The 23,645-nt window shown below is 68.5% G+C and carries 24 protein-coding genes; 14 read left to right on the forward strand and 10 right to left on the reverse strand.

Annotated elements, in window-relative coordinates:
* Positions 1–108: 108 nt before the first annotated feature.
* A complete protein-coding gene (locus AB663_RS11535; protein ID WP_232304534.1) occupies positions 109–1,335 on the reverse strand; it encodes a GNAT family N-acetyltransferase in 1,227 nt (408 codons plus the stop codon).
* Between the two features lie 8 nt (positions 1,336–1,343).
* On the reverse strand, positions 1,344–1,625 hold the full coding sequence (locus tag AB663_RS11540) for a hypothetical protein (RefSeq protein ID WP_067199099.1): 282 nt from the start codon (positions 1,623–1,625) through the stop codon (positions 1,344–1,346).
* A gap of 523 nt (positions 1,626–2,148) precedes the next feature.
* Between AB663_RS11540 and smc the strand changes: the two genes are divergently transcribed.
* Genes smc through AB663_RS11555 form a run of 3 tightly spaced genes read left to right on the forward strand, consistent with a single transcriptional unit; the run spans position 2,149 to position 7,159 of the window.
* Positions 2,149–5,697: a chromosome segregation protein SMC gene (gene smc / locus AB663_RS11545; RefSeq protein ID WP_067199100.1), complete on the forward strand. Its 3,549-nt coding sequence runs from the start codon at positions 2,149–2,151 to the stop codon at positions 5,695–5,697.
* Between the two features lie 44 nt (positions 5,698–5,741).
* Positions 5,742–6,614: a signal recognition particle-docking protein FtsY gene (gene ftsY, locus AB663_RS11550; RefSeq protein WP_067199103.1), complete on the forward strand. Its 873-nt coding sequence runs from the start codon at positions 5,742–5,744 to the stop codon at positions 6,612–6,614.
* Between the two features lie 44 nt (positions 6,615–6,658).
* Entirely contained in the window at positions 6,659–7,159 is a 501-nt protein-coding gene (locus AB663_RS11555; RefSeq protein WP_067199105.1) for a DUF2004 domain-containing protein, read from the forward strand.
* A 39-nt stretch (positions 7,160–7,198) separates the two neighbouring features.
* Here AB663_RS11555 and lipA read toward each other — a convergent pair whose 3' ends face one another.
* Both lipA and lipB read right to left on the reverse strand, forming a co-directional pair.
* Complete coding sequence (gene lipA / locus AB663_RS11560; RefSeq protein ID WP_067199107.1) at positions 7,199–8,188, reverse strand: lipoyl synthase; 990 nt, start codon at positions 8,186–8,188, stop codon at positions 7,199–7,201.
* Positions 8,185–8,838 (reverse strand): lipoyl(octanoyl) transferase LipB, encoded by a 654-nt coding sequence (gene lipB / locus AB663_RS11565; protein ID WP_067199108.1) that lies wholly within the window; start codon positions 8,836–8,838, stop codon positions 8,185–8,187. The genes lipA and lipB overlap by 4 nt, the downstream gene beginning before the upstream one ends.
* Positions 8,839–8,939: 101 nt before the next feature.
* Between lipB and AB663_RS11570 the strand changes: the two genes are divergently transcribed.
* Positions 8,940–9,524: a TetR/AcrR family transcriptional regulator gene (locus AB663_RS11570; protein WP_067199110.1), complete on the forward strand. Its 585-nt coding sequence runs from the start codon at positions 8,940–8,942 to the stop codon at positions 9,522–9,524.
* Between the two features lie 64 nt (positions 9,525–9,588).
* Positions 9,589–11,142, forward strand: coding sequence for a signal recognition particle protein (gene ffh / locus AB663_RS11575; RefSeq protein ID WP_067199111.1), 1,554 nt, complete (start codon positions 9,589–9,591; stop codon positions 11,140–11,142).
* Positions 11,143–11,233: 91 nt separating this feature from the next.
* Here the strand turns inward: ffh and glpK are convergent, their stop codons facing one another.
* The 3 genes from glpK to AB663_RS11590 form a co-directional block, all read right to left on the reverse strand.
* On the reverse strand, positions 11,234–12,748 hold the full coding sequence (glpK, locus tag AB663_RS11580) for a glycerol kinase GlpK (RefSeq protein WP_067199112.1): 1,515 nt from the start codon (positions 12,746–12,748) through the stop codon (positions 11,234–11,236).
* Positions 12,749–12,802: 54 nt separating this feature from the next.
* On the reverse strand, positions 12,803–13,555 hold the full coding sequence (locus AB663_RS11585) for an MIP/aquaporin family protein (RefSeq protein WP_083511223.1): 753 nt from the start codon (positions 13,553–13,555) through the stop codon (positions 12,803–12,805).
* 93 nt (positions 13,556–13,648) lie between these two features.
* Positions 13,649–15,358, reverse strand: coding sequence for a glycerol-3-phosphate dehydrogenase/oxidase (locus AB663_RS11590; RefSeq protein WP_067199114.1), 1,710 nt, complete (start codon positions 15,356–15,358; stop codon positions 13,649–13,651).
* A gap of 102 nt (positions 15,359–15,460) precedes the next feature.
* Here AB663_RS11590 and AB663_RS11595 point away from each other — a divergent pair, with 102 nt between their 5' ends.
* Complete coding sequence (locus AB663_RS11595) at positions 15,461–16,432, forward strand: sugar-binding transcriptional regulator (protein WP_067199116.1); 972 nt, start codon at positions 15,461–15,463, stop codon at positions 16,430–16,432.
* A 1-nt stretch (position 16,433) separates the two neighbouring features.
* Here AB663_RS11595 and AB663_RS11600 read toward each other — a convergent pair whose 3' ends face one another.
* On the reverse strand, positions 16,434–17,585 hold the full coding sequence (locus tag AB663_RS11600) for a glutamate--cysteine ligase (protein WP_067202640.1): 1,152 nt from the start codon (positions 17,583–17,585) through the stop codon (positions 16,434–16,436).
* Positions 17,586–17,794: 209 nt separating this feature from the next.
* On the opposite strand from AB663_RS11600, the gene rpsP reads away from it, so the two are divergent.
* From rpsP to trmD, 4 genes are read left to right on the forward strand one after another with little or no spacing between them, the layout of a single operon-like run.
* Positions 17,795–18,232, forward strand: coding sequence for a 30S ribosomal protein S16 (rpsP, locus tag AB663_RS11605; protein WP_067199118.1), 438 nt, complete (start codon positions 17,795–17,797; stop codon positions 18,230–18,232).
* A 6-nt stretch (positions 18,233–18,238) separates the two neighbouring features.
* Entirely contained in the window at positions 18,239–18,469 is a 231-nt protein-coding gene (locus tag AB663_RS11610) for an RNA-binding protein (RefSeq protein WP_067199123.1), read from the forward strand.
* The gene (gene rimM, locus AB663_RS11615; RefSeq protein ID WP_067199125.1) at positions 18,462–19,082 is read left to right on the forward strand and encodes a ribosome maturation factor RimM; all 621 of its coding nucleotides are present in this window, start codon (positions 18,462–18,464) and stop codon (positions 19,080–19,082) included. Before AB663_RS11610 ends, rimM begins: the two co-directional genes overlap by 8 nt.
* Positions 19,083–19,101: 19 nt before the next feature.
* Positions 19,102–19,785, forward strand: coding sequence for a tRNA (guanosine(37)-N1)-methyltransferase TrmD (gene trmD, locus AB663_RS11620; RefSeq protein WP_067199127.1), 684 nt, complete (start codon positions 19,102–19,104; stop codon positions 19,783–19,785).
* Here the strand turns inward: trmD and AB663_RS11625 are convergent.
* The gene (locus AB663_RS11625; RefSeq protein ID WP_232304535.1) at positions 19,782–20,375 is read right to left on the reverse strand and encodes a histidine phosphatase family protein; all 594 of its coding nucleotides are present in this window, start codon (positions 20,373–20,375) and stop codon (positions 19,782–19,784) included. The two genes, trmD and AB663_RS11625, sit on opposite strands and share 4 nt — an antisense overlap.
* Before the next feature lie 71 nt (positions 20,376–20,446).
* On the opposite strand from AB663_RS11625, the gene AB663_RS11630 reads away from it, so the two are divergent.
* Both AB663_RS11630 and AB663_RS11635 read left to right on the forward strand, forming a co-directional pair.
* Entirely contained in the window at positions 20,447–21,184 is a 738-nt protein-coding gene (locus AB663_RS11630; RefSeq protein WP_067199129.1) for a class I SAM-dependent methyltransferase, read from the forward strand.
* Entirely contained in the window at positions 21,181–21,621 is a 441-nt protein-coding gene (locus AB663_RS11635) for a pyrimidine dimer DNA glycosylase/endonuclease V (protein WP_067199132.1), read from the forward strand. Before AB663_RS11630 ends, AB663_RS11635 begins: the two co-directional genes overlap by 4 nt.
* Positions 21,622–21,628: 7 nt before the next feature.
* On the opposite strand, the gene map is transcribed toward AB663_RS11635, so the two are convergent.
* Positions 21,629–22,411: a type I methionyl aminopeptidase gene (gene map / locus AB663_RS11640; protein ID WP_067199139.1), complete on the reverse strand. Its 783-nt coding sequence runs from the start codon at positions 22,409–22,411 to the stop codon at positions 21,629–21,631.
* A gap of 111 nt (positions 22,412–22,522) precedes the next feature.
* Between map and AB663_RS11645 the strand changes: the two genes are divergently transcribed.
* A complete protein-coding gene (locus tag AB663_RS11645; RefSeq protein ID WP_067202648.1) occupies positions 22,523–23,017 on the forward strand; it encodes an MFS transporter permease in 495 nt (164 codons plus the stop codon).
* A gap of 182 nt (positions 23,018–23,199) precedes the next feature.
* Complete coding sequence (gene rplS / locus AB663_RS11650) at positions 23,200–23,547, forward strand: 50S ribosomal protein L19 (protein WP_067202652.1); 348 nt, start codon at positions 23,200–23,202, stop codon at positions 23,545–23,547.
* Positions 23,548–23,645 lie beyond the last annotated feature (98 nt).

The raw sequence follows: 23,645 nt of genomic DNA on the forward strand, positions 1-23,645 counted from the left end.
CTTCCAGCCTGCCGACGCCGGCGTGCGGGAGCATCGGTCGTCGGACGGATCCGGATACATCCCCGGGATGATCCGGACCCGTCCGTCGGCGCGCCGGCGCCCAGCCCTTCAGACCCTCTTCTGCCAGGCGCCCGCGTACGAGACCGGGACGAACCCGATGGCCTCGTTGATGTCGAGCATGGGCCGGTTCTCCTCGGCGTTGAACGTCGACACCCGCGGTGAGGTGGGAACCAGCTCCCGCCAGCGCAGCAGGTTGGCGCACTTCACGATGGTCCCGAGCCGATGTCCTCGATGATGACGTGCCACGAGGGTGCCGAACTGATGCGTGACGCCCGAGCGGTCGGAGGGGATGAGCAATTCGTTGTAGGCAACGAGCTCCCCGGTCGGCACGTGCTCGACCGCCACGACCGACACGAGCTGACCGGCGCCCGTCAGGCGCGCGTCGCGCCGGACGACACGGTCGGCGTCCCATTCCTCGGCGACGAAGTCCATGTCGCCGCTCGGAGCGTCGGTCGACAGCCGCGCCAGCACGGCAGCGTAGCCGTCGCGGAGCGCCGGCGGTGTCGGCAGCGTCCACGACACGACGCGATAGTCGGCGCCCGCCACCTCTTCGGCTTCGGCCAGCTTCTGCCGCAGAACGGAGTCATCGGCGCGCAGGTCCAGCTCGCTGTTTCGCTCGACCTGCTCGAGGGAATACCCGCTGCGGGCGAGCAGCTCCGCAAGGGGAGTGCGGGGCACGCGTCCCCAGCCGGTCTTCGGAACGAGCATGTCCTCCCCGTCCACAGGGCGATGGAGCGTCCAGCTCTGCAGGATGTCGCGCCCGTTCGCGTCGGCGTCGGCCTCGGCCCTCGCCAGCAGAGCCTCCTCGACGCCGTTGCCCCAGTGCTCCTGCGGCACCAGGAGGTCGATCTCGGCCACCCTGGCGCCGTCCTCCTGAGGGTACGACACGTTCACGGCGCCGACGATCCCTTCGTCGTCACGCGCGACGAATCCGACCTGACGGCTGTCGGTGTCGTCCAGCCATGCGGGGAGCATCTCCGCCGCCGAGGGCGAGAGCTCGGGGAGGCCGACGGACTCGTCGCAGATGCGGCGGCTCAGCGCGGCGAACGCGAGGAAGTCGGCGGCGTCGTCGGCGTGCACGTCGTGGGGAACCGTGAGCGGTGCGATGGTCACAGTGGTCATGTCGTTCTCTTCTTCCAGACGCCCCAGGCATGCGGAGGGCGTGCGTCGGGTGGTCTCGGTGACGGATTCGAGGGGGTGGGCGCCGCCTGCATCCGCCCGCGCGGGGAGCACGAGCGGATGCAGGGCGACGGTGGTGCAGAGACGCGTGGTCACGGCGTCTCTCAGCGCAGCTGCTGCTGCAGGTGATACGCGAGCCGAGCGTGGCTCTCGTGCGGGGTGAGCGGTCGCTCGCGCAGGACGAGACCGTCGTGCAGCGCGGGCGAAACGGCCGGAGCCGTGCGCTCCGCCTGCGCGCGTTCGAGGAGCCACAGGCCGATGCGGAACGACAGCCGATCTGCCAGGCGCAGCTCTCGCAACTCGGCGGGGTCAGGGATGTGGAGGACCTGCGGGTCCCCGGTATCCGGCGGATGGGTGGTGGTGCTGCGGTGCGACGTGATGTTCACGGTGCGTCCTTCGAGGTGAATGGAAAGGGGTGCGGAAGGCGCCGTCGGAGATCGCCGCGAGGGCTGGCCGCCGAACGGGCCGGAGAGGAGCGGACGAGGGTGACGTGGAACGGTCACCGATTCGCGGAATGGATGTCCCCGAGCGCAGATGCACAGGGGAGGAGCGCGGAGAAGCATCGACGAGAGAGCCCGGACGGGGCTTCGTCTTCGTGGAGTGGTTCTACGAGAGCGCGCTGCGGCGGACGCCGGCGGTCACCGAGAACGCGAAGCGCGGCGCGGAGTGAACACGCGCGGCGTGGCCTGTGGCCTGTGCGTTGAGCTGAATCATCATCGGTGACCTCCTTTCGTCCTGTGATCCGGAGGTTACCGTAGCGAAGATTCTCAGGAAGGGTCAAGCGCCGGGCGTGTCGTCCGGCGTGTCGCACGCGGCACGGGATCGCCGGGCTCCCGCGCGGGATGCGGGGAGTTCCGCGGGATTCCGGTAGCGTATGGGCGTGATTCTCCCGGAAAGAGCGGTGCTCGCATGCATCTGAAGAGCCTGACTCTCAAAGGGTTCAAGTCGTTCGCGCAGCCGACGACCTTCGTGTTCGAACCCGGCGTGACGTGCATCGTCGGCCCGAACGGCTCCGGCAAGTCGAACGTCGTCGACGCCCTCGCCTGGGTGATGGGCGAGCAGGGCGCGAAGACACTGCGCGGCGGCAAGATGGAGGACGTCATCTTCGCAGGCACCTCGACGCGAGGGCCCCTCGGCCGCGCCGAGGTGCAGCTCACCATCGACAACAGCGACGGAGCGCTGCCGATCGAGTACGCCGAGGTCACCATCAGTCGCACGCTCTTCCGCAACGGCTCGAGCGAGTACGCGATCAACGGCGAGAGCTGTCGTCTGCTCGACGTGCAGGAGCTGCTGAGCGATTCCGGTCTGGGCCGTGAGATGCATGTGATCGTGGGCCAGGGGCGGCTCGACACGGTGCTCCAGGCCTCGCCGGAGGATCGGCGCGGGTTCATCGAGGAGGCGGCGGGGATCCTGAAGCACCGGCGCCGCAAGGAGAAGACGCTCCGCAAGCTCGACGCGATGGAGGCGAACCTCACGCGGCTGAGCGACCTCGCCGGGGAGATCAGGCGCCAGCTCAAGCCGCTCGGCCGTCAAGCGGAGATCGCCCGCGAGGCCCAGACCATCGCGGCTGTGGTGCGTGACGCGAAGGCTCGCATCTTCGCCGACGACGTCGTCGCCCTGCGCACGGCTCTGGCCGACCACACAAGGACCGAGCAGGAGCGCCACACGGAGCGTCTCGTGCTCACCGACCAGCTGGAATCCGTCCGAGCGGACATCGCCCGCCTGGAGCAGGATCAGAACTCGTCTGCGGTGGACCATGCGAGAAGCGTGGCCTTCGGGCTCGAGCAGGTGCAGGAGCGGATGCGGGGGCTGTACACCTTGGCCAATCAGCGGCTGGCTCTGCTCGGCACGGAGGAGGACGATGCCGCTGTCACCGCGGTGACGGTGACCCAGGCGATGATCGACGAAGCCAAGGACGAGATCACGGAGATCTCCGCGGGTCTCGGCGACGCTCAGGACGCGGCGTCCGTGGCGAGCCGCGAGGTCATGCACGCGCGAGCCGAGCTCGACACGCTCGACGTCGACATCGCCGAGCAGAGCGCACTGGTGTCTGAGTACGACATGCGGCTCACGGCTCTGCGCGGTGCGGCTGATGCCGCAGCGTCGACGCTGGCAGCCGTGCGCGGCGCCGTGCTGCGGCAGGAGAACGCGCTCGAAGCCGCGAACGCACGCAGGCGTGAGGCAGCGGAGGCGCTCGAAGCGATCGAGGATGCCGAAGCGCCTGAGGGAACCGCGGCCGAGCATGCCGCCGTGTACGAGAGCGCGCAGCGCGCGGCGACTGCGGCGGAGGCTGAACGAGAAGCCCTTCGTGAGCGACTGCACACCGCGGAGCGCGAGGTCGACGCCTTGACGGCGAAGGCCGCGGCCCTGAGCAGTGCGCTCGCGCTGTCCGGAGGGGCCGCTGAGGTCGTCAAGGCGGGGCATGAGGGAGTCCGGGGACTCGTGGGCGACTCCGTGCAGGTGACTTCCGGCTTCGAAGCGGCGATCGCCGCCGTGCTCGGACCGCTCGCTGAAGGCGTGCTCGTCGACACGGCCGCCCGCGCGTTCGCCCTGGCGGCTGAGGAAGGCGGCCGCGGCAGGGGAGTGGTCGACTTCGTCGTCGCCGACGCTCGGATGCCCGTCGTCGCGCTTCCGGAGATCGACGGCGTCACCCCCGCGGTTCAGACGGTCACGGCTCCGGAGGGGGTGCTCGGCATCCTCGCCCACGTTCTGATCGCGGGGGATCTCGCCGCGGCGAAGAACGCACGGACGGCGCTGGATGCCGCAGGCGACACCACGACGACGATCGTCACCACGACGGGCGAGGTCGTCACGGCGCACACGCTGCGGACCGGTTCAGGCGACGAACGCTCGCGACTGGAGCTCGCAGCCGAGCGTGATGCGGCGACCGAACGCCTCTCCGAGATTCAGGTCATCGTCGATTCCTTGCGCGAAGCCTGCGCTGATGCGAACGACCGGGTCGAGACGACCCGGCGGGAGGCGAAGGACGCGCTGCGGGCGCTGCGAGAGCACGATGCCGCCCTCGCGACGCACGCCGAACAGGTGAACCGCATCACCGTCCGACACGAAGCTGCGGTGGCGGAATGCGAGCGGCTCGAGGCAGGACTCGCGCAGGCGCAGGCCGCGGTCGCCGACGCGGAGGCGAAAGCAGAGGCGGCGAAGGCGGAGCTCGACGAGGCGGTCGCCGCGCCGCGGCCGGTGCTCGACGCATCGGCGCGCGACGGTCTGCTCGAGGCCTTGGAACAGGCCCGCGAGGGCGAGGTGAAGGCTCGTCTCGAGATCGAGACCCTTCGTGAGCGCATCCGTGCTGCACAGGCGCGGGTGGCGGCGCTGGAACGCCAGCGTGAGCAGGAGCGGGAGGCGGCCGCGGAGGCGGCGCGCCGCGCTGTCATCCGACGAGCACAGCGCGAGGCGGCGTCCGGTGTGGCGGCGGAACTTCCTCGCATCCTCGACTCGATCGACCGATCCGTGACGGAGGCGCGAGTTGCGCTCGCGGAGGCCGAAGCAGCACGCTCTGCGCAGAATGAGGAGCTGACCGCTCTCCGCGCCCAGGAGACCTCGCTGCGTGAGCGTCTCGCAGGCCTGACCGAGAGCGTCCACGGGCTGGAGCTGCAGATCCACGAGAAGAAGCTGCACCTCAGCAGCCTGCTCGAGCGCGTCTCGTCCGAGCTCTCCCTCGACGAGGATATTCTCATTGCGGAATATGGCCCCGATCAGCTCATTCCGCCTGATCCCGGTGCGAGTGTGCCCGATGGGGAACTGGTCCACGAGGGCGCGGTGCCCTACGACCGCCGCGTGCAGCAGCGTCGCCTCGCTGAAGCGGAGCGCAAGCTGGCGCAGCTCGGCCGTGTCAACCCGCTCGCGCTCGAGGAGTTCGCGGCCTTGGAGCAGCGACACGCCTTCCTCACCGAACAGCTGGCTGACCTGACGCAGACCCGGCAGGATCTGCTGACGATCATCGCTGACCTGGACGAGCGCATGCAGACGATCTTCGCGAGCGCCTTCGAAGACACGAAGAAGGCCTTCGGCGAGGTGTTCCCGCTCCTGTTCCCCGGTGGGACGGGAAGCATCGCGCTCACCGACCCCGACAACATGCTCACGACCGGCATCGAGGTGTCGGTGCGGCCGGTGGGGAAGAAGATCGAGCGCCTGTCGCTGCTCTCCGGCGGCGAGCGATCGCTCGCGGCTGTGGCGCTCCTGGTGGCCATCTTCAAGGCGCGTCCGAGCCCGTTCTACATCCTCGACGAGGTCGAGGCCGCGCTCGACGACGCCAACCTCGGTCGCCTGCTGACGGTCTTCGAGCAGCTCCGCGAGAGTTCGCAGCTCCTCGTCATCACGCACCAGAAGCGCACGATGGAGATCGCGGACGCGCTGTACGGCGTCTCGATGCGGCAGGACGGCGTCTCGGCGGTCGTCGGCCAGCGCGTCGGCGACCGTGCGGCGGCAGCGGCGAGCTGAGCGGGCTCGACACGACGCCGGACGCGTACCCGTAGGCTGGAGTCATGGCGGAGAAGTCCTGGTCCCTCGGTCGCGCGCTGCGCGGCATGTTCGTCAAGCCCACGATCGACGAGTCGACGTGGGAGGACCTCGAGACAGCGCTCCTCACGGCGGACTTCGGTCCCGATATCACCGAGCGCGTCATCGACGAGCTGCGTGAGAAGGTCGACAGGTATCGCACGACAGATCCCAAGGATCTGCAGCGGATGCTTCGCGAGACGCTGGAAGAGCACTTCGCGAAGTTCGACACCACTCTCAAGCTGACCGAGCGCCCCGCCGTCGTACTCGTCGTCGGCGTGAACGGCGTGGGCAAGACGACGACGATCGGCAAGTTCACGAAGTTCCTCCGCGGCTATCAGCGGAGCGTCGTGGTCGGCGCGGCCGACACGTTCCGCGCGGCCGCCGTGGACCAGCTCGCGACGTGGGCTCAGCGCGGCGGGGCGGCGATCGTGCGTCCGCAGCAGGAGGGGCAGGATCCGGCGTCGGTCGCATTCCAGACCATCGAGTTCGCGAAGAACCAGGGCATCGAGATCGCCATCATCGACACGGCCGGGCGCCTGCACACCAAGGGCGGGCTCATGGACGAGCTCTCGAAGATCCGGCGCGTGGTCGAGAAGCAGGCCCCGATCAGCGAGGTCCTGCTCGTGCTCGACGCGACGACGGGGCAGAACGGCGTCATGCAGGCCGAAGCGTTCCTCGAGCATGCAGGCGTGACGGGACTGGTCCTCACCAAGCTCGACGGATCGGCGAAGGGCGGCTTCGTCCTCGCTGTCCAGGAGCGCACCGGCATCCCCGTGAAGCTCCTCGGGCAGGGTGAGGGGATCGACGACCTCACGGGATTCACTCCCCACGTCTTCGTCCAGTCCCTGGTCGGCTGACGGCGGGGCTACCGCCGGACGCGGGAGGCTGGTTTCATAGCGGTATGGCGATCGAACACGACTTCTTCGGGCTGCTGTCATCCGGCGCCGACGGATCGATCTTCTGGTCGGAGACGGTGGAGTTTGGCGACCAGAGCGTCACCGTCGACCTCACGGCTCCCGACCAGGATGACGTCTCCGCCGAGGCGCTCGACATCGCCGCGGCGCTCATCTCCGGGCTGGAGAGCGTCGACGGGACGGCTCGACGCGGCATGCTGGCAGAGGTCGACGATCGCACGAGCGAGGTGACCGAGTTCATCCTGCAGCAGCAGGAGGCATACGGTGACGAGCTCGAGGACGTCCTCGTCGACGTGAGCGGTGATGCGGCCGTCGACATCATCCGATCGCTGCGGCTCATGAGCATGACGATCCTCGCCGACGAGCATGGCGGCTCCGAGCCGTTCGCCGTGCTGGAGTACGCGCTCGACGCCGGGACGACCGACGACGTGCTGCTGGTGAACCTGGGCTCCGACGGCAGTGTTCAGTCGGTGATGAGCGCCGACTGAGCACCGCCGAGGCGCAGCCGCGTCCTTCGCCGTCGCCGCTCAGACCGCCTGGGCGAATCCGAGCTCGGCGCTCTCCGCGATGTGCGCGAGGTGCGGCGGGATCTCCCGTCCTTTGGAGATCATCGACTGCGCCCAGAGGCGGCCGGCGCGATACGACGAACGGACGAGCGGCCCGGCGAGCACCCCGAGGAAGCCGATCCGCTCCGCCTCCTCCTTGAACTCCACGAACTCGGCGGGCTTGACCCAACGGGCGACGGGGAGGTGCCGAGGCGACGGACGCAGGTACTGAGTGATCGTGATGATGTCGCAGCCCGCGTCGTGCAGGTCGTGCAGCGCCTGCACGACCTCCTCCGGCTCCTCGCCCATGCCGAGGATGAGATTGGACTTGGTGATCAGTCCGGCATCGCGCGCCTGGGTGAGCACGTCGAGAGAACGCTCGTAGCGGAACGCAGGCCTGATGCGCTTGAAGATGCGGGGGACCGTCTCGACGTTGTGCGCGAACACCTCGGGGCGGGAGTCGAACACGACGCCGAGCTGCCCGGGGTCGCCGTTGAAGTCGGTGGCCAGCAGCTCCACCCCGGTGTTCGGGTTCATCGCGTGGATCTGCCGCACGGTCTCCGCGTTCAGCCACGCACCGCCGTCGGGGAGGTCGTCGCGTGCGACGCAGGTCACCGTGGCGTAGCGGAGGTTCATGCGCACTACGCTCTCCGCCACACGTCGCGGCTCGTCGGTGTCGTAGTCTGCGGGCTTGCCGGTATCGATCTGGCAGAAGTCGCAGCGCCGCGTGCACTGGGAGCCACCGATGAGGAACGTCGCCTCCCGGTCCTCCCAGCACTCGAAGATGTTCGGGCAGCCGGCCTCCTGGCACACCGTGTGCAGGTCCTCGCTCTTCACGAGCGAGTGCAGCGCGGTGTACTCGGGCCCCATCTTCGCCTTGGTCTTGATCCACTCCGGCTTGCGCTCGATGGGCGTCTGCGCATTGCGCACCTCGAGACGCAGGAGCTTCCGTCCCTCCGGCGCGGCGGTCATGCCGCTTCTCCGGCGAGCGCGGCCGAGGCGTACTCGGCGGTGAAGGCCGCAGCCACGCGCTCCACGATGTCGGCGGGGGAGACGTCGGCACCCACCACCTCGCTCACGGTGGTGACGCCGGCATCCGTGATCCCGCACGGGATGATGCCGCGGAACCCCTGGAGGCTGTTGTCGCAGTTGATGGCGAATCCGTGCATCGTCACGCCCTGCTGCACGCGCACGCCGATCGCGGCGACCTTGTCCTCGGAGAGCGGTCGGCGGACCCAGACGCCGCTGCGCCCCGCGACCTGGTACCCGTCGACGCCGAGCGGGCGGAGCACCTCGATCAGCAGCCGCTCGAGCCGGCGCACGTGGGCCACGACATCCATGGGCTCGGGGAGCCGGACGATCGGGTATCCGACCAGCTGACCGGGTCCATGCCAGGTGATCTTCCCGCCTCTGTCGACATCGATCACGGGCGTGCCGTCCTTCGGCCGCTCGTGCTCTTCTGTGCGCTTCCCCGCCGTGTACACCGCTTCGTGCTCGAGCAGGAGCAGTGTGTCCGGCCGGGCGCCCGAGACGACATCGGCATGGATGCGGCGCTGGAGCTCCCACCCCTCGGAGTACGGGACCAGCGCCGGTGCGAGACCGGGGATGAGAATGTCGAGCATGCGATGACCGCCTGTCGGAGAGTAATTGGATTGCGTCTAACAATACTCCTCCCTGAGTCCATCCTGCCGGTGGTCGGCCCCTCGCGCGCTAACGTGATGGCATGAACAGCACGAGCAGAGCCGGCCGGCCGAAGGCGTCTTCTCGCGAGACGCTTGCCGAGGCGGCGTGCGAACTGTTCCTCGAGCGCGGCTACGCAGCCACCTCGGTGGCAGACATCACCCGCAGGGCGGGCGTCAGCCGGTCGAGCTTCTTCAACTACTTCTCGTCGAAGAGCGACGTCGTGTGGTCGGGGCTGGACGCCCGCATCGCCGCCGCCGCCGATTCGCTCGCCGCGATGGGCGGCACGGCGGACGGCCCTGCCGTGCGCGACGTGCTGCGGGAGATCGTGCGCGACTTCGATCCCGACCCCCTTGCGCTCGCGCTGCGGCATCGGTCGGCGATGGGCCTCGACGACGAGCTGGTGCGCGACACCGGCATCCGGCAGGTGCGACTGGCCTCAGCGATCTCGGGAGCCGCACGCGCGGCGGGCAAGGGCGTGGTCCGATCCGACATCATCGGGGCCGCCTATGCAGCGGCCCTCTTGTCGTCCCTGCGCGTCTGGGCCGAGCAGGGTGCGGGCTTCGGGCCTCCTGAAGCCATGCTCGACGCCGCGTTGAGAGGAATCGACGACCTGACCTGGGCGTAGCAGGGCAGAGAACCCGGATCCCGCGCCGAGTGCTCGGCTCCGCTCGCGTAGAATCGAGAGCACCATGGCTACCTTTGGCACGCTCTCCGACCGGCTCACCGAGACCTTCCGCAACCTCCGCACGAAGGGAAAGCTCAGCGCCGCCGACGTCGACGGCACCGTGCGCGAGATCCGCCGGGCGCTGCTCGACGCCGACGTCGCACTGTCCGTCGTGAAGGAGTTCACCGCGCGGGTCCGCGAGCGCGCGCTGGGCGACGAAGTGAACAAGGCGCTCAACCCTGCCCAGCAGGTCGTGCAGATCGTCAACGAGGAACTGATCCAGATCCTCGGTGGTGAGCAGAGGCGCCTGCAGTTCGCGAAGACGCCGCCCACCGTCATCATGCTGGCCGGACTGCAGGGATCCGGAAAGACCACCTTCGCCGGAAAGCTCGCGAGGCAGCTGGAAGGCGAGGGCCACACGCCGCTGCTCGTCGCCGCCGACCTGCAGCGACCCAATGCGGTGAACCAGCTGCAGGTGGTCGCGGAGCACGCCGGCGCGACGATCTTCGCCCCGGAGCCCGGCAACGGCGTGGGTGATCCCGTCCGGGTCGCTCGTGACGGCGTGGAGCACGCCCGTCGCCACCAGCACGACGTGGTCATCATCGACACGGCCGGCCGCCTCGGCGTCGATGCCGAGCTCATGAAGCAGGCCGCCGATATCCGCAAGGCCGTCGACCCCGACGAAGTGCTCTTCGTGATCGACGCCATGATCGGTCAGGACGCTGTGAACACGGCGAAGGCGTTCCAGGACGGTGTCGACTTCACGGGCGTCGTGCTGTCGAAGCTCGACGGCGACGCCCGCGGTGGTGCGGCGCTGTCGGTCGCGTCGGTGACCGGTCGTCCCATCATCTTCGCGTCCACCGGCGAGCGCCTCGAAGACCTCGAGCCCTTCCATCCCGACCGCATGGCGAGCCGCATCCTCGACCTCGGCGACATCCTCACCCTCATCGAGCAGGCCCAGCAGGCCTTCGACGAGGAGGAAGCGCTCAAGGTCGCGGAGAAGCTCGCCAAGGAGCAGTTCACCCTCGAAGACTTCCTCGAGCAGCTTCAGCAGATGAAGAAGATGGGCTCGATGAAGAAGATGCTCGGGATGCTGCCTGGCATGGGGCAGATGAAGCAGCAGCTCGAGGACTTCGACGAGCGCGAGATCGACCGCACCGAGGCCATCATCCGCTCGATGACCCCGGCTGAGCGACGCAACCCGAAGATCCTCAACGGGTCACGCCGGTTGAGGATCGCACGCGGTTCCGGCATGACGGTCACCGACGTCAACCAGCTCGTGCAGCGCTTCGAGCAGGCGGCGAAGATGATGAAGACCGTGGCTCGCGGCGGCACCCCCAACATCCCCGGCATGGGCCCGATGCCCGGCATGGGACGCCCCGGTGCGTCGTCGAAGCGCGGCAAGAAGGGCAAGTCCGCCGGACGCTCGCGTTCGGGCAACCCCGCGAAGCGGGCGGCGGAGAACGCGGGCCTCGCGGCCTCGACCACCCCGACGGGCTCCGGCTTCGGGCTGGGCGGCGCGCCGGCCCCGACCGAGGCCGACCTCGCCGAGATCCAGAAGCTCTTCGGCAAGAACTGACAGACGGGCGCCGGCGAGCGCAGACCCGCTCGCCATGCATGACGACGGCCCCGGAGGAGAACCTCCGGGGCCGTCGTCATCGGATGCGGGATCAGCGCACGTCTTCGTCGACCCAGTCCATGGACTTGGTCACGGCCTTGCGCCACAGACGCAGCTGACGGTCGCGCTCGGCCTCGTCGAGGCTCGGCTCCCAGCGCTTGTCCTCCTGCCAGTTGGACGACAGGTCGTCCAGGCCGCTCCAGAAGCCCACGGCCAGACCGGCAGCATACGCGGCGCCGAGCGCCGTCGTCTCCGCCACCACCGGGCGCACGACCGGGACGCCGAGGACGTCGGCCTGGAACTGCATGAGGGCGTCGTTCGCCACCATGCCGCCGTCGACCTTGAGCTCGGTGAGGTCCACACCGGCGTCGGCGTTGACCGCATCGAGCACGTCGCGCGTCTGGAAGGCGACGGCCTCCAGCGCGGCGCGCGCGATGTGGTTCTTGTTCGCGTAGCGGGTGAGGCCGACGATCGCCCCGCGAGCGTCGGGGCGCCAGTACGGCGCGAAGAGACCCGAGAACGCCGGGACGATGTACACACCGCCGTTGTCCTCCACCTGGCTCGCCAGCTCCTCGACCTGGGGGGCCGAGTCGATGATGCCGAGCTGGTCGCGCAGCCACTGGATCAGCGATCCGGTGACGGCGATCGAGCCCTCAAGCGCGTAGTGCGTCGGTCCGTCGCCCAGCTTGTAGCCGACGGTCGTCAGCAGTCCGTTCTTGGAGTGCACGACCTCCTCACCCGTGTTGAAGATGAGGAAGCAGCCGGTGCCGTAGGTGTTCTTGCTCTCGCCCGTGTTGAACGCCGCCTGACCGAACGTCGCCGCCTGCTGGTCGCCCAGGATGCCGGCGATCGGCGTCTCGCGCAGCAGGGAGGAGCTCTCCGCCACGCCATACACCTCGGAGGACGAACGGATCTCGGGCATCATCGACCGCGGGACGCCGAAGGCCTCGAGGATGTCGTCGCGCCATTCGAGCGTCTCGAGGTCCATGAACATCGTGCGCGACGCGTTGGTCACGTCCGTGGCGTGCACGCCGCCGTCGACGCCGCCGGTGAGGTTCCAGAGCACCCAGCAGTCGGTCGTGCCGAAGAGCAGGTCGCCGGCCTCTGCCTTCTCGCGTGCGCCCTCGACGTTCTCCAGGATCCAGGCGATCTTGGTGCCGGAGAAGTAGGTCGCAAGAGGAAGGCCGACCACCGGCTTGAACCGCTCGACGCCTCCGTCGGCCGCGAGGCGGTCGACGATCTCCTGCGTGCGGGTGTCCTGCCACACGATGGCGTTGTACACGGGCTTACCGGTGTTCTTGTCCCACACGACGGCGGTCTCGCGCTGGTTCGTGATGCCCACTGCCGCGATGTCGTGGCGGGTGAGATCTGCGCGGCTCAACGCGAGGCCGATGACCTCCTGCACGTTGCGCCAGATCTCCAGCGCGTCGTGCTCGACCCAGCCGGCCTTCGGAAGGATCTGCTCGTGCTCCTTCTGTCCGGTCGCGACGATGCTGCCCTTCTTGTCGAAGATGATCGCGCGGCTGGACGTGGTTCCCTGATCGATGGCGATGATGTAGTCAGCCATGGGTGTTCTCCTTTGAAGTCAGGATGCTGTTCGAAGTGGTCAGGCTGAGGATCGTCAGGCCAGGTGCAGCAGCACGGGCGAGGCGAGCGCGGCAAGCGCGCCACCGATGAGCGGGCCGACCACGGGCACCCAGGAGTATGCCCAGTCGCTCGACCCCTTGCCCTTGATGGGGAGGATGGCGTGCGCGATGCGCGGACCCAGGTCACGTGCCGGGTTGATGGCGTACCCGGTGGGACCACCGAGCGACGCGCCGATGGCGACGACGACCAGTGCGACCGGAAGCGCGGTGAGCGGGCCGAGGCCTCCGGGGGTTCCCACCTCGATGTCGCCGTAGTCCGCGAAGGCGAAGATCACGAAGACCAGCACGAACGTGCCCACGATCTCGGTGACGAGGTTCCAGCCGTACGAGCGGATGGCGGGTCCGGTGGAGAAGACGCCGAGCTTGTTCGCGGCATCCGGCTCCTCGTCGAAGTGCTGCTTGTACGCCAGCCAGCACACGATGGCGCCGACGATCGCACCGACGAGCTCGGCCGCGGTCGCGACGAGGAAGGCGCTGAATGTGATCTTCTGAGCGATGAGGAGACCGATGCCGACGGCGGGGTTGAGGATCGCGCCGGAGTACGCCGAAGCGAGCACACCGGCGAAGACCGCGAGGCCCCATCCCCAGTTGACCATCAGGAAGCCGCCGCCGAAGCCCTTGTTCTTCGTCAGCGCGACGTTGGCGACCACGCCGCATCCGAGCAGGACGAGCATCGCGGTTCCTACGAACTCCGAGAGGAAGTAGAGACCGAGGTTCACTTCAGTCATGTCTTCATTGACCTTTCTTGCGTGTCGGGGCCCCTCAGCCCCGGCACCTGTTATGGGAGTACGCCTCGAGGAGGGTGGCGGTCGGAGGTCCCGTCAGCCGCGGGTGCGGGACGGGATGTGAAGTCCGTGGCGTTCGTTCAGCAGCAGCCGGGTCTGCTCGACCTCGGCGTCGTGCCGCTCGCGGTCCCACCCCAGGAGCGGCGCGAGGGCGTCGCCCAGCTCGTCGAGGACCGCCGCATCGACGTTCCCCGTGAACGCGATGCTCGTCCGGCGCAGCACGACGTCCTGCAGCCGCGCGACCATCTCGTGCTGCACCATCCACTCGAGCTCGCGCGTGGAGAGGGCACCGCTCGCGAGCGGGGAGTCCGGCCCCTGCTCGACGAACTGCCAGACCTCGGCGGCACGCGTGCCGTAGCGCTGGAGCAGCAGATCGGCGCGTTCTCCCGCGCCGGGGAGGTTCTCCTGGATCCATGCGCGCCGCGCCTTCTCGGTGCGGGGGAAGTCACGGCCTCCGCCGATGGCGCGACCGGCCGTGGAGACGGTGCGCGAGCGCCCGATCAACCCCAGCACCACGTTCGAGAGAGACTCGCCGAGCGCACGGAAGGTCGTCCACTTGCCGCCGACGAGGCTGACCAGGGGGACGGCCCCCTTCTCGTCGACCTCGATGCGGTAGTCGCGCGACACGAAGCCAGGTGCGGTGTCCTCATGCCGGGGGAGCGGACGGATGCCGGAGAAGTTGAAGACGATCTGATCGCGCGACACCGAGATCTGCGGGAACACGTGGTGGATGAGGTCGAAGAAGTAGTCGATCTCCTCCTCGGTGCACACCGGGACCTCGCGCGGGTCGGCGTCGATGTCCGTGGTGCCGACGAGCACGCGCCCCTTCAGCGGGTAGATGAGGACGATGCGCCCGTCGGAGTGCTCGAAGAAGATCTCCCGACCCCGCGTGGCCTCGAGCAGCTCGGGGTGGTCGAGGACGATGTGGGAACCCTTGGTGCCGCCCATGAATCGGGTGAGCTCGCCGAGGGCGTCGTTCGTGAGATCGGTCCACGGACCCGACGTGTTGACGACCACGTCCGAGGCGACGGCGAACTCCGTGCCGCTTTCGCGGTCGCGCAGCAGAACCTTGTCTCCGTCACGGCCGATCGCCTCGACGTAGTTGAGGGCGATCGCACCCGGGTGGGCGGCTCGTCCGTCCTGCAGCACGTCCAGGGCCAGACGCTCGGGGTCATGCATCGACGCGTCGTAGTAGGTGGCGGTGTACTTGATCTTCGGGTCGAGCGCCGGAAGCTCGGCGAGCGACTTCTTGCGGCCGAGGAACCGGTGACGGGGGACGGTCCCGCCGTCACGGGAGAACGTGTCGTAGATCGTGAGCCCGACCTTGATGAGGAACGCGCCGCGCTCCTTCGGCTTGCCGCTCTTGTGGGTGAGGAACCGCAGAGGCGCTGAGAGGATCCCCGAGAAGGTCGAGTAGATCGGGATGGTCGTCTGCAGCGGCTTGACGTAGTGCGGCGCGATCTTGAGGAGCCCGTTGCGCTCTTCGACCGACTCGCGCACCAGGCGGAACTCGCCGTTCTCGAGATAGCGGATGCCGCCGTGGATCATGTGGCTCGACGCCGACGACGCGCCCGACGCGAAGTCGCCTCGTTCGACGAGCACGACATCGACTCCCTGAAGAGCGAGGTCGCGGAACGTGGAGATGCCGTTGATCCCGGCACCGATGATGAGGACGCTGGTGCGCCCGGCCTCGCGAACGGCGCGGACCTCTGCGCGCTCCGGCGATGAGTGTGTCGACTCGATCATCTTCGACCTCTCTTCTCTGCTTGCCCCCAGCATCGACCCGACGAGCCGTTACGCGCAAGCCCGCTGCACATATGTGCAAGTATCGATTCCGGAGGACGACTCATGGCTCACTCAGACGCACGTTCGCGGGATTCGAAGGTGGTCGCGGCGCTCACCGCGGCGCAGCTGTACTACATGCAGGACAAGACGATGGAGGTCATCGCGCAGGAGCTCGGGACCTCGCGCTCGTCCGTCTCGCGGCTGCTGAGCTTCGCGCGCGAGACGGGGCTCGTGGACATCCGTATCAATTCACCCCTTGAGCGGCTCGGGATGCTGGAGCAGCGCATCCGCGATCGGCACAGGGTGGTCGCGCACGTGGTGCCGATGCCGGAGATCGTCAGCGAGATGGAGCGGCTCGAGCGCGTCGCCCTCACGGCAGGGCGCCTGCTGTCCCAGTTCGTGGACTCCAACATGATCATCGGCGTCGCCTGGGGCTCCACGATCAGTGCCGTGAGCCGCGCCCTCACACAGAAGGAGACGCACAACACCACGATCGTCCAGCTCAACGGCGCGGGCAACACCCAGACCAGCGGGGTCGAGTACTCCAGCGACATCCTGCAGCGCTTCGGCAGCGCATTCGGCGCCCAGGTGCAGCAGTTCCCCGTGCCGGCCTTCTTCGACGATCCGTCGACGCGTGAGGCGATGTGGCGGGAGCGCAGCACGTTGCGCGTGCTCGACCTCCAGTCCAAGATGGACATCGCCGTGTTCAGCCTCGGATCGCCGGCTGCCGAAGTGCCGAGCCGCGTGTACGTCGGCGGCTACCTCGGGCGCGACGACTATCGCAGTCTTCGGGAGGACCACGCGATCGGCGACGTCGCGACCGTGTTCTTCCGCGCCGACGGCTCGTGGCGCGACATCCGGCTCAACGCTCGGGCCACGGGACCCGGCCTCGACAGGCTGCGCCGGGTGCCGCGGCGCGTCTGCGTCGTGTCCGGCATCCCGAAGCTCGTGAGCCTGCGCGCCGCCATCGCGGCCGATCTCATCACCGACGTCGTGCTCGATGAGGGGTTGGCCAGGCAGCTCGCGGAGGAGTGACTCATTCGTCCGGGAGGGACGCCTCGGGGCCGGAGCGGAACTCGCGGATGAGGTGATGCACGACCGCGGTGAGGTCGCCGCCGGCGGCATCGGCCACCGCGAGCTGCCGGGCGTAGCTCGCACCGTCCTCCAGGATGCGGCCGATGCTGCGGAACTCCGCCGCACACCCGAGGTCGGTCGCGACGGGGGCGAGTTCTTCCAAGGTCTCGGTGAGGTGCTCGCGCACCGGGCGCTGCGTGCCCGCTCTGTCGACGATCACCCTCGCGTCGACGCCGTAGCGCGCGGCCCTCCACTTGTTCTCCCGGTGGAACCAGGCCGGGAGCTCATCGAGGCTGCGTCCCTCGTCGAGCGCACGGGAGAAGTGCTCGACGAGAACCTGGACGAGGGCCGCCACCGCGGCCAGCTCCGGCAGTGTGGAGAGCCCATCGCAGGCGCGCACTTCGATCGTGCCCCAGCGCGGGGCCGGGCGGATGTCCCAGCGGACCTCGGACGCATCAGCCATCACGCCTGTGCGGACCATGTCGTCGAGGTAGGTCTCGAACTCCGACCATTCGTGCAACGGCCAGGGCAGCCCCGCCGTGGGGAGCTGTTGGAAGACGAGCGCCCTGTTCGACGCGTATCCCGTGCGCTCACCAGCCCAGAAGGGACTCGACGCGGCCAGCGCCTGGAGGTGCGGGAGATAGGCGGCGAGGGCGTTGATGATGGGGAAGACCTTGCGCTGGTCCTCGACGCCGATGTGCACGTGGATGCCCCAGATCATCATGTTGCGGCCCCACCACTGCGTGCGCTCGATGAGCTTGTGGTAGCGGGTCTTGTCGGTGACCTGCTGGTCGTACCACTGCGCGAACGGGTGGCTGCCGGCGGAGAGGAGCTCGATGCCCGCCGGATCCGTCGCCGCACGCACTGCGGCGATCGCCCTGCCGATGTCGTCCACGGCATCCGAGACAGACGCTCCGACCCCGCTCGTCACCTCGATGGTGTTGGTGAGCAGCTCGCCGGTGACCGTGTGCCGCTCGTCCTCGCTCTCCGCCTCCAAGGCATCGAGCAGTTCGGGGGCGCGGCCGACGAGGTCGCCGCTCGCCGGATCCGCGAGCATGATCTCCCACTCCAGGCCGACGGTGGAGCGGGCGGAGGGCGCGAATTCGAGCGTCACGAGCACAGTCTCGCACGCGGCAGCCGCGACACGGCAGCCGTCGTGTCGCCAGGTTTCGCGCCCGTGCCCGGCATCTGGCAGAATAGAGGGTCGGACGACGTGCTCGACCCTCTATCCAGCACTCATCCTCCCTTTCAGAGCTTCCGCCGGGTGTGCACCCCACGCTCCAGGCGACCGGTTCGTTTCCTTCCACACCATTCAGGAGAATCGTGGCTGTCAAGATTCGTCTCAAGCGCCTGGGCAAGATCCGCGCGCCTTACTACCGCATCGTCGTCGCCGACTCGCGCGCCAAGCGCGACGGTCGCGTGATCGAGGAGATCGGCAAGTACCACCCGACCGAGGAGCCCTCGTTCATCGAGATCGACTCCGAGCGCGCCCAGTACTGGCTGTCCGTCGGTGCACAGCCGACCGAGCAGGTCACCGCGCTGCTGAAGATCACCGGCGACTGGGGCAAGTTCAAGGGCGACAAGGACGCGAAGTCCACCCTCAAGGTCGCCGAGGAGAAGGCTGCGTTCGAGGCCGACGCCTCCAAGAAGTCGGTCATCAAGCCCAAGGCGGAGAAGAAGGAGGAGGCTCCCGCTGAGGAGGCTCCCGCCGCCGAGGCCGACGCGGAGGCCGCTGAGGCTCCCGCCGCCGACGCCGAGTAATCCGTCGTGCTCGCCGCCGCGCTCGAACACATCGTCAAGGGGATCGTCGATCACCCCGACGAGGTGCGCATCACCGAATCCACGTCGCCGCGAGGCGAACTGCTCGAGGTGCGCGTGCACCCCGACGACCGTGGACGCGTGATCGGGCGCGGCGGCCGCACCGCGAAGGCCCTGCGCACGCTCATCTCCGCCCTGGCGGATGGGCGGCGTGTCCGCGTCGATGTCGCGGATGACTGACGTGGTGTCCAGAGAACGAAACCAGGGCAAGAACCAGCTGCGCGTCGGGCGCCTCGTCAAGGCCCACGGCCTCAAGGGCGCGCTCAAGCTGGAGCTGTACACCGACAACCCGGAGCGGCGCTTCGTCCCGGGCGCCGAGTTCACGTTGCAGGTGCCAGAGGCATCTCCGTGGCACGGCAAGACCGTCACCGTGCGGGACTACCGGGTGATGAACGGCAACTCGGTCGTGTTCTTCCAGGGTGTCGACGACCGCACCGCCGCCGAGAGCCTCGTCCGTGCGATCCTGTGGATCGATCAGGACGCCGCTGAGATCGACGTCGAGGACAACGCGTGGTTCGACCACCAGCTGGTGGGACTCGACGTGGTCCGCGACGAGGTGGTCGTCGGACGGGTGGTCCGGGTGGACCACCTCCCCGCACAGGATCTGCTGATCGTGAAGACCGGTGACCAGGAGATCATGGTCCCCTTCGTGGAGGCCATCGTCCCCACCGTCGACATCGCAGCCGGCCGCTTGGTCGTCACGCCGCCGGCGGGGCTCTTCGAGGAACTGCCGGATGCCGATGACGTCCCGGCGGCGGACGACGACGCTGCCACCGCGGACGCGCCCGAGTGACCGCTGATACGGTTCCCCCGTGCGCATCGACGTCGTCTCCATCTTCCCGTCGTACTTCGACGGCCTGACGCTCTCCCTTCTCGGTAAGGCGCAGGACGCAGGCATCCTCGACCTCTCCGTTCGCGACCTGCGCGACTGGACGCACGATCGGCACCGCACCGTCGACGACACACCCTACGGCGGCGGCGCAGGCATGGTCATGAAACCGGAGCCGTGGGGACTCGCTCTCGATGAGCTGGCGGGCGCGTCGGAGCGCCCGACGATCATCTTCCCGTCTCCGGCGGGGGAGGTGTTCGCGCAGGCGACCGCCAGGGAGCTCGCGACGAGAGACCACCTGGTCTTCGGATGCGGTCGGTACGAGGGCATCGACGAGCGGGTGTTCGAGTACGCCTCGGAGCTGGGCGAGGTGCGCCTCATCAGCCTCGGCGACTACGTCCTCAACGGGGGCGAGGTCGCGACGATGGCGATGATCGAGGCCATCGGACGCCTCCTCCCCGGCGTGGTGGGAAATCCGGAGAGCCTGGTCGAGGAGTCGCACGAAGACGGCCTGCTCGAGTACCCCTCGTACACGAAGCCCTCGGTGTGGCGCGAGCGCGCCGTTCCCGAGGTGCTGCTGAGCGGGAATCACGGCGCGATCGCCTCCTGGCGCCGTGAGCAGCAGATCGAGCGCACGCGTCGTCGTCGGCCGGATCTTCTCAGCTAGAGCATCCGCTCCGTCCCGCGGTCGATCTCGAAGACGATGCTGTGCGGATGCCTGAGGGCGAGCGCACCAGCGGGATCCAGCCCGCGGAGTTCGGCGCGCAGCATCCGCCCGATCATCTCGTGTGCGATGAGGAGGGGAGTGCCGGACGAAGCCCACCCGCATGCGGAGAGCGCGCGTCGCGCGCGTGCACGCGCCTGGGCATAGCTCTCGCCGCCGGGGAATGCCCAGCCATACCGGTTCGCCGCACGGTCTGCCCTGGCCGTCGGATAGATCTGGTCGATCTCGTCCCAGGTCATGCCCGCCATATCGCCGTGGTGCACCTGGGCGAGCTCCGGCACCTCGACGAGTTCGGCCCCGAGCCGATCGGCGATGATGGTCGCCGTGTGCAGGGCACGGCCGAGCGGGCTCGAGCACACCGTGACGATGCCTCTGCCGGTCAGCAGGAGAGCGGTCGTCTCGGCCTGGCGGATGCCGTCGTGTGTGAGGGCCGAGTCGAGCTGTCCCTGCAGCCGGTGCTGGAGGTTCCACTCGGTCTGGCCGTGCCTCGCGAGGAAGAGGCGTTCCGGCACATGACGGTCCTCCGGGATCATCCACTCAATATGGCACACCGCCATGGTCCGCCGTTGGCGTCTTGCATGACAGCCGCTGCTAACGTCGGATCATGGCGCACGAGACGCTGGCCCGCTCCTTCGAGGGCATCGGAGCCGAGTACGACCGCTTCCGGCCTGGCTTCCCGGACGGGGCGTTGCACGCGGTGCTGCCGGAGCGCGTCGGACGGGTCTTGGATCTCGGGGCGGGGACGGGCAAGTTCACGCGGCTCCTCGTGCCGTGGGCCGATGAGGTCGTCGCGGTCGAGCCGTCCCACGCGATGCTCGGCGTGCTGCGTGACAAGGTGGCCGGTGTCGTCACGTATCAGGGGGGCGCGGAGAACATCCCCCTGGCTGATGCGTCCGTCGATGCGGTCACCGTGGCGCAGGCGTTCCACTGGTTCGATCGCGACGCGGCGTGTGCCGAGATCGCGCGTGTCCTCCGTGCCGACGGTGTGCTCGGCCTCATCTGGAACAGATCCGACGTCGGGTGCGCATGGGACAGGGCCTGCCATCGACTTCTTCATCCCGCGGTCGGGTCTCAGGACGACACGACGAGTTCGGCCGCCGCTGTGCTGCCGGGGTTCGCGTTCGAGCAGCACAGGGAGATCGCATGGACCGAACGGATCTCCCGAGACGACTACGTGGGGCGGTGGACCACGGTGAGCAGCTACCTCGTCGCACCTCCGGAACGACGCTCCAGGCTGATCGAGGCGATATCGCTGGTGATCGACACCGATCCTGACACGGCCGGGCGCTCGGAGTTCGACCTCCCGCACGTCACCGACGTCTTCGTTTATCGCCGCGCATGAGGATCTGGTCGCTGCATCCGCGGTACCTCGATCGTCAAGGGCTCGTGGCCTGTTGGAGGGAGTCGCTGCTCGCACAGGCGGTGCTGGCGGGACGAACGGTCGGCTACACGCGGCATCCCCAGCTCGAACGATTCCGCTCCGCGGCCGACCCGGTCGCGGCGATCGGCGCCTATCTCACGGCTGTTGCCGATGAAGCGGCCGGGCGTGGCTATCGGTTCGATCGCTCGCGCGTCGATACGGCGGATGTACGGCTCGGCGAGCACCTGACCGTCACGACCGGGCAGCTGCGCATCGAGTGGCTGCATCTGCGCGGCAAGCTCGCCGTGCGCGATCCGGATCGGCTCGCGCTGTGGGACGGGGTCCGCGATCCCGAGCCGCACCCGCTGTTCCGTGTGGAGGCGGGTCCGGCCGCCTCCTGGGAGCGCGCCGGCGCGTGAACCGCGCTCAGTCGACGCCGAGGAACGACCGGTCGGTGAGGACGATAGGCCCGTCCTCGGTCACGGCGACGGTGTGCTCGGAGTGCGCGCCGCGGGAGCCGTCGGCGCTGCGGAGCGTCCACCCGTCGGGGTCGGTGACGAGCTCGTCCGTTGTGGCGAGGAGCCACGGCTCGAGCGCGAACACGAGGCCGGCCCTGAGAGGGAACCCGCGGCCGGCCCGGCCGTCGTTCGGGACGTGCGGGTCGCCGTGCATGATGCGGCCGACTCCGTGCCCGCCGAACTCGGTGTTGATCGAGTAGCCGGCGCCGCGGGAGACCTCGGCGATGGAGGCCGAGATGTCGCCGATGCGGTTGCCGACGACCGCGGCCGCGATCGCCGCGTCGAGCGCGCGTTCCGTCGTCTCGATCAGCCGCAGGTCTTCGTCGCGCGGGGTTCCCACGACGAACGAGACGGCGGAGTCGGCCACCCACCCGTCGACGGACACGGCGAAGTCGAGCGAGACCAGATCACCGTCGCGCAACGTGTAGTCGTGGGGGAGTCCGTGCAGCACCGCGTCGTTGACAGAGGTGCAGATGACCTTGCCGAACGGGCTGGCCCCGAAGGACGGGTGGTAGTCGATGTAGCAGGACTCCGCCCCGGCACGTCGGATCAGGTCGTGCGCGCGCCGGTCGATCGTCAGGAGATTCGTCCCGACCTTGGTCTCGTCGCGCAGCGTGGCGAGGGTCTCGGCGACGAAGCGTCCGGCGGCGCGCATCTCGTCGATCTCGGCGGGCGTGCGCAGTTCGATCATGGGGGTGTCCTCTCGTCCCCTCCATTCTCCCCGATGCAGGCGGCGTCATCGTCTCGCGTGCTCACAGCGAACACGCGAGCGCGCCAGACGCTCGGGTCGTACGATCGGAGCATGTGGGTGCGAAGGGCGTTCTTCCGATGGCTGCTGCCGGCGGCCTTCGTGCTCCCCGCCTGGCTTCTGATCGGCTGGGGTGTCTTCCAGGGCGGATGGGCCATCCTCTGGGTGCTCTTCATCGCCATCCCGTCGGTCTTCCTCGGCCAGCTGCTGCTCACCCTCCTGACGCGCTCGCGCCCGTCCGTGCGGGTCGAACGAGCCGTGTCGTGGTGGGATGTCGCAGGGTTCTCCCTGTGGCACGGGCTCACCATCGCGGTCGGGTGCTTCATCGACGGAGCCTTCGGCTGGTTGCTCACCGGTGCGATCGTCGTGGGCATCGCCCTCATCTGGTTGCAGCTGTGGCAGCTGTGGAACGAGGCGAAGGGCAGCGGGACGAGGATCCGTGAGACCATCACCTGGCGCACCGTGACGCCGGCTGAGGAGCGCGCAGGCGATGAGCGGACGACACCGCATCGCGTGATCGTCGTGAGGGAGACCGACTCGACGGAGTGACCGTCCCGTCGAGCGCGCCGGGTTTTGGTGCGCGCACCCTTCCATGGCAGAATGGGTCCTTGTGCCGTGACCGGCTCTGCCACAGGGGAGCCCGCGGACGCCTCGGCGCCGTACGGTGCACACCCCATTCTTGTTCCTTCCAGCATGCATGCGACCTGTGGCGAATGCAGAGAGAGACGATCATGCAGATCCTCGACGCCGTCGACGCGGCTTCCCTCCGTTCGGACATCCCCGACTTCGGCCCCGGTGACACGGTCAACGTGCACGTCAACATCACCGAGGGCAACCGCTCCCGCATCCAGATCTTCAAGGGCGTCGTCATCGGCCGCCAGGGCGACGGCGTGCGCGAGACGTTCACCGTCCGCAAGATCAGCTTCCAGGTGGGCGTCGAGCGCACCTTCCCCGTGCACTCCCCGGTGATCGACCACATCGAGGTCGTCACGCGCGGTGACGTGCGCCGTGCGAAGCTCTACTACCTGCGCGAACTGCGCGGCAAGAAGGCGAAGATCAAGGAGAAGCGCGAGAACTGACGCGCGCTGCTCTCCACGGCACCCCGGGACACGATGTCCCGGGGTGCTGTGTTCTATCCGGGGTGTGCGACCCTAGTAGATGCCGTCTTCGAGCGGTG

The sequence above is a fragment of the Microbacterium sp. XT11 genome (assembly GCF_001513675.1).
Taxonomy (GTDB): domain Bacteria; phylum Actinomycetota; class Actinomycetes; order Actinomycetales; family Microbacteriaceae; genus Microbacterium.

Bases quoted from the DNA above. Each gene is read 5' to 3' on its own strand.
- lipB (WP_067199108.1), bottom strand. From the start codon at position 8,838: ATGCTCGACATTCTCATCCCCGGTCTCGCACCGGCGCTGGTCCCGTAC.
- ftsY (WP_067199103.1), top strand. From the start codon at position 5,742: ATGGCGGAGAAGTCCTGGTCCCTCGGTCGCGCGCTGCGCGGCATGTTC.
- AB663_RS11630 (WP_067199129.1), top strand. From the start codon at position 20,447: ATGGCGCACGAGACGCTGGCCCGCTCCTTCGAGGGCATCGGAGCCGAG.
- rimM (WP_067199125.1), top strand. From the start codon at position 18,462: ATGACTGACGTGGTGTCCAGAGAACGAAACCAGGGCAAGAACCAGCTG.
- AB663_RS11625 (WP_232304535.1), bottom strand. From the start codon at position 20,375: ATGATCCCGGAGGACCGTCATGTGCCGGAACGCCTCTTCCTCGCGAGG.
- AB663_RS11635 (WP_067199132.1), top strand. From the start codon at position 21,181: ATGAGGATCTGGTCGCTGCATCCGCGGTACCTCGATCGTCAAGGGCTC.
- AB663_RS11555 (WP_067199105.1), top strand. From the start codon at position 6,659: ATGGCGATCGAACACGACTTCTTCGGGCTGCTGTCATCCGGCGCCGAC.
- ffh (WP_067199111.1), top strand. From the start codon at position 9,589: ATGGCTACCTTTGGCACGCTCTCCGACCGGCTCACCGAGACCTTCCGC.
- AB663_RS11570 (WP_067199110.1), top strand. From the start codon at position 8,940: ATGAACAGCACGAGCAGAGCCGGCCGGCCGAAGGCGTCTTCTCGCGAG.
- AB663_RS11585 (WP_083511223.1), bottom strand. From the start codon at position 13,555: ATGACTGAAGTGAACCTCGGTCTCTACTTCCTCTCGGAGTTCGTAGGA.
- AB663_RS11590 (WP_067199114.1), bottom strand. From the start codon at position 15,358: ATGATCGAGTCGACACACTCATCGCCGGAGCGCGCAGAGGTCCGCGCC.
- rplS (WP_067202652.1), top strand. From the start codon at position 23,200: ATGCAGATCCTCGACGCCGTCGACGCGGCTTCCCTCCGTTCGGACATC.
- AB663_RS11645 (WP_067202648.1), top strand. From the start codon at position 22,523: ATGTGGGTGCGAAGGGCGTTCTTCCGATGGCTGCTGCCGGCGGCCTTC.
- smc (WP_067199100.1), top strand. From the start codon at position 2,149: ATGCATCTGAAGAGCCTGACTCTCAAAGGGTTCAAGTCGTTCGCGCAG.
- AB663_RS11595 (WP_067199116.1), top strand. From the start codon at position 15,461: ATGGCTCACTCAGACGCACGTTCGCGGGATTCGAAGGTGGTCGCGGCG.
- map (WP_067199139.1), bottom strand. From the start codon at position 22,411: ATGATCGAACTGCGCACGCCCGCCGAGATCGACGAGATGCGCGCCGCC.
- glpK (WP_067199112.1), bottom strand. From the start codon at position 12,748: ATGGCTGACTACATCATCGCCATCGATCAGGGAACCACGTCCAGCCGC.
- lipA (WP_067199107.1), bottom strand. From the start codon at position 8,188: ATGACCGCCGCGCCGGAGGGACGGAAGCTCCTGCGTCTCGAGGTGCGC.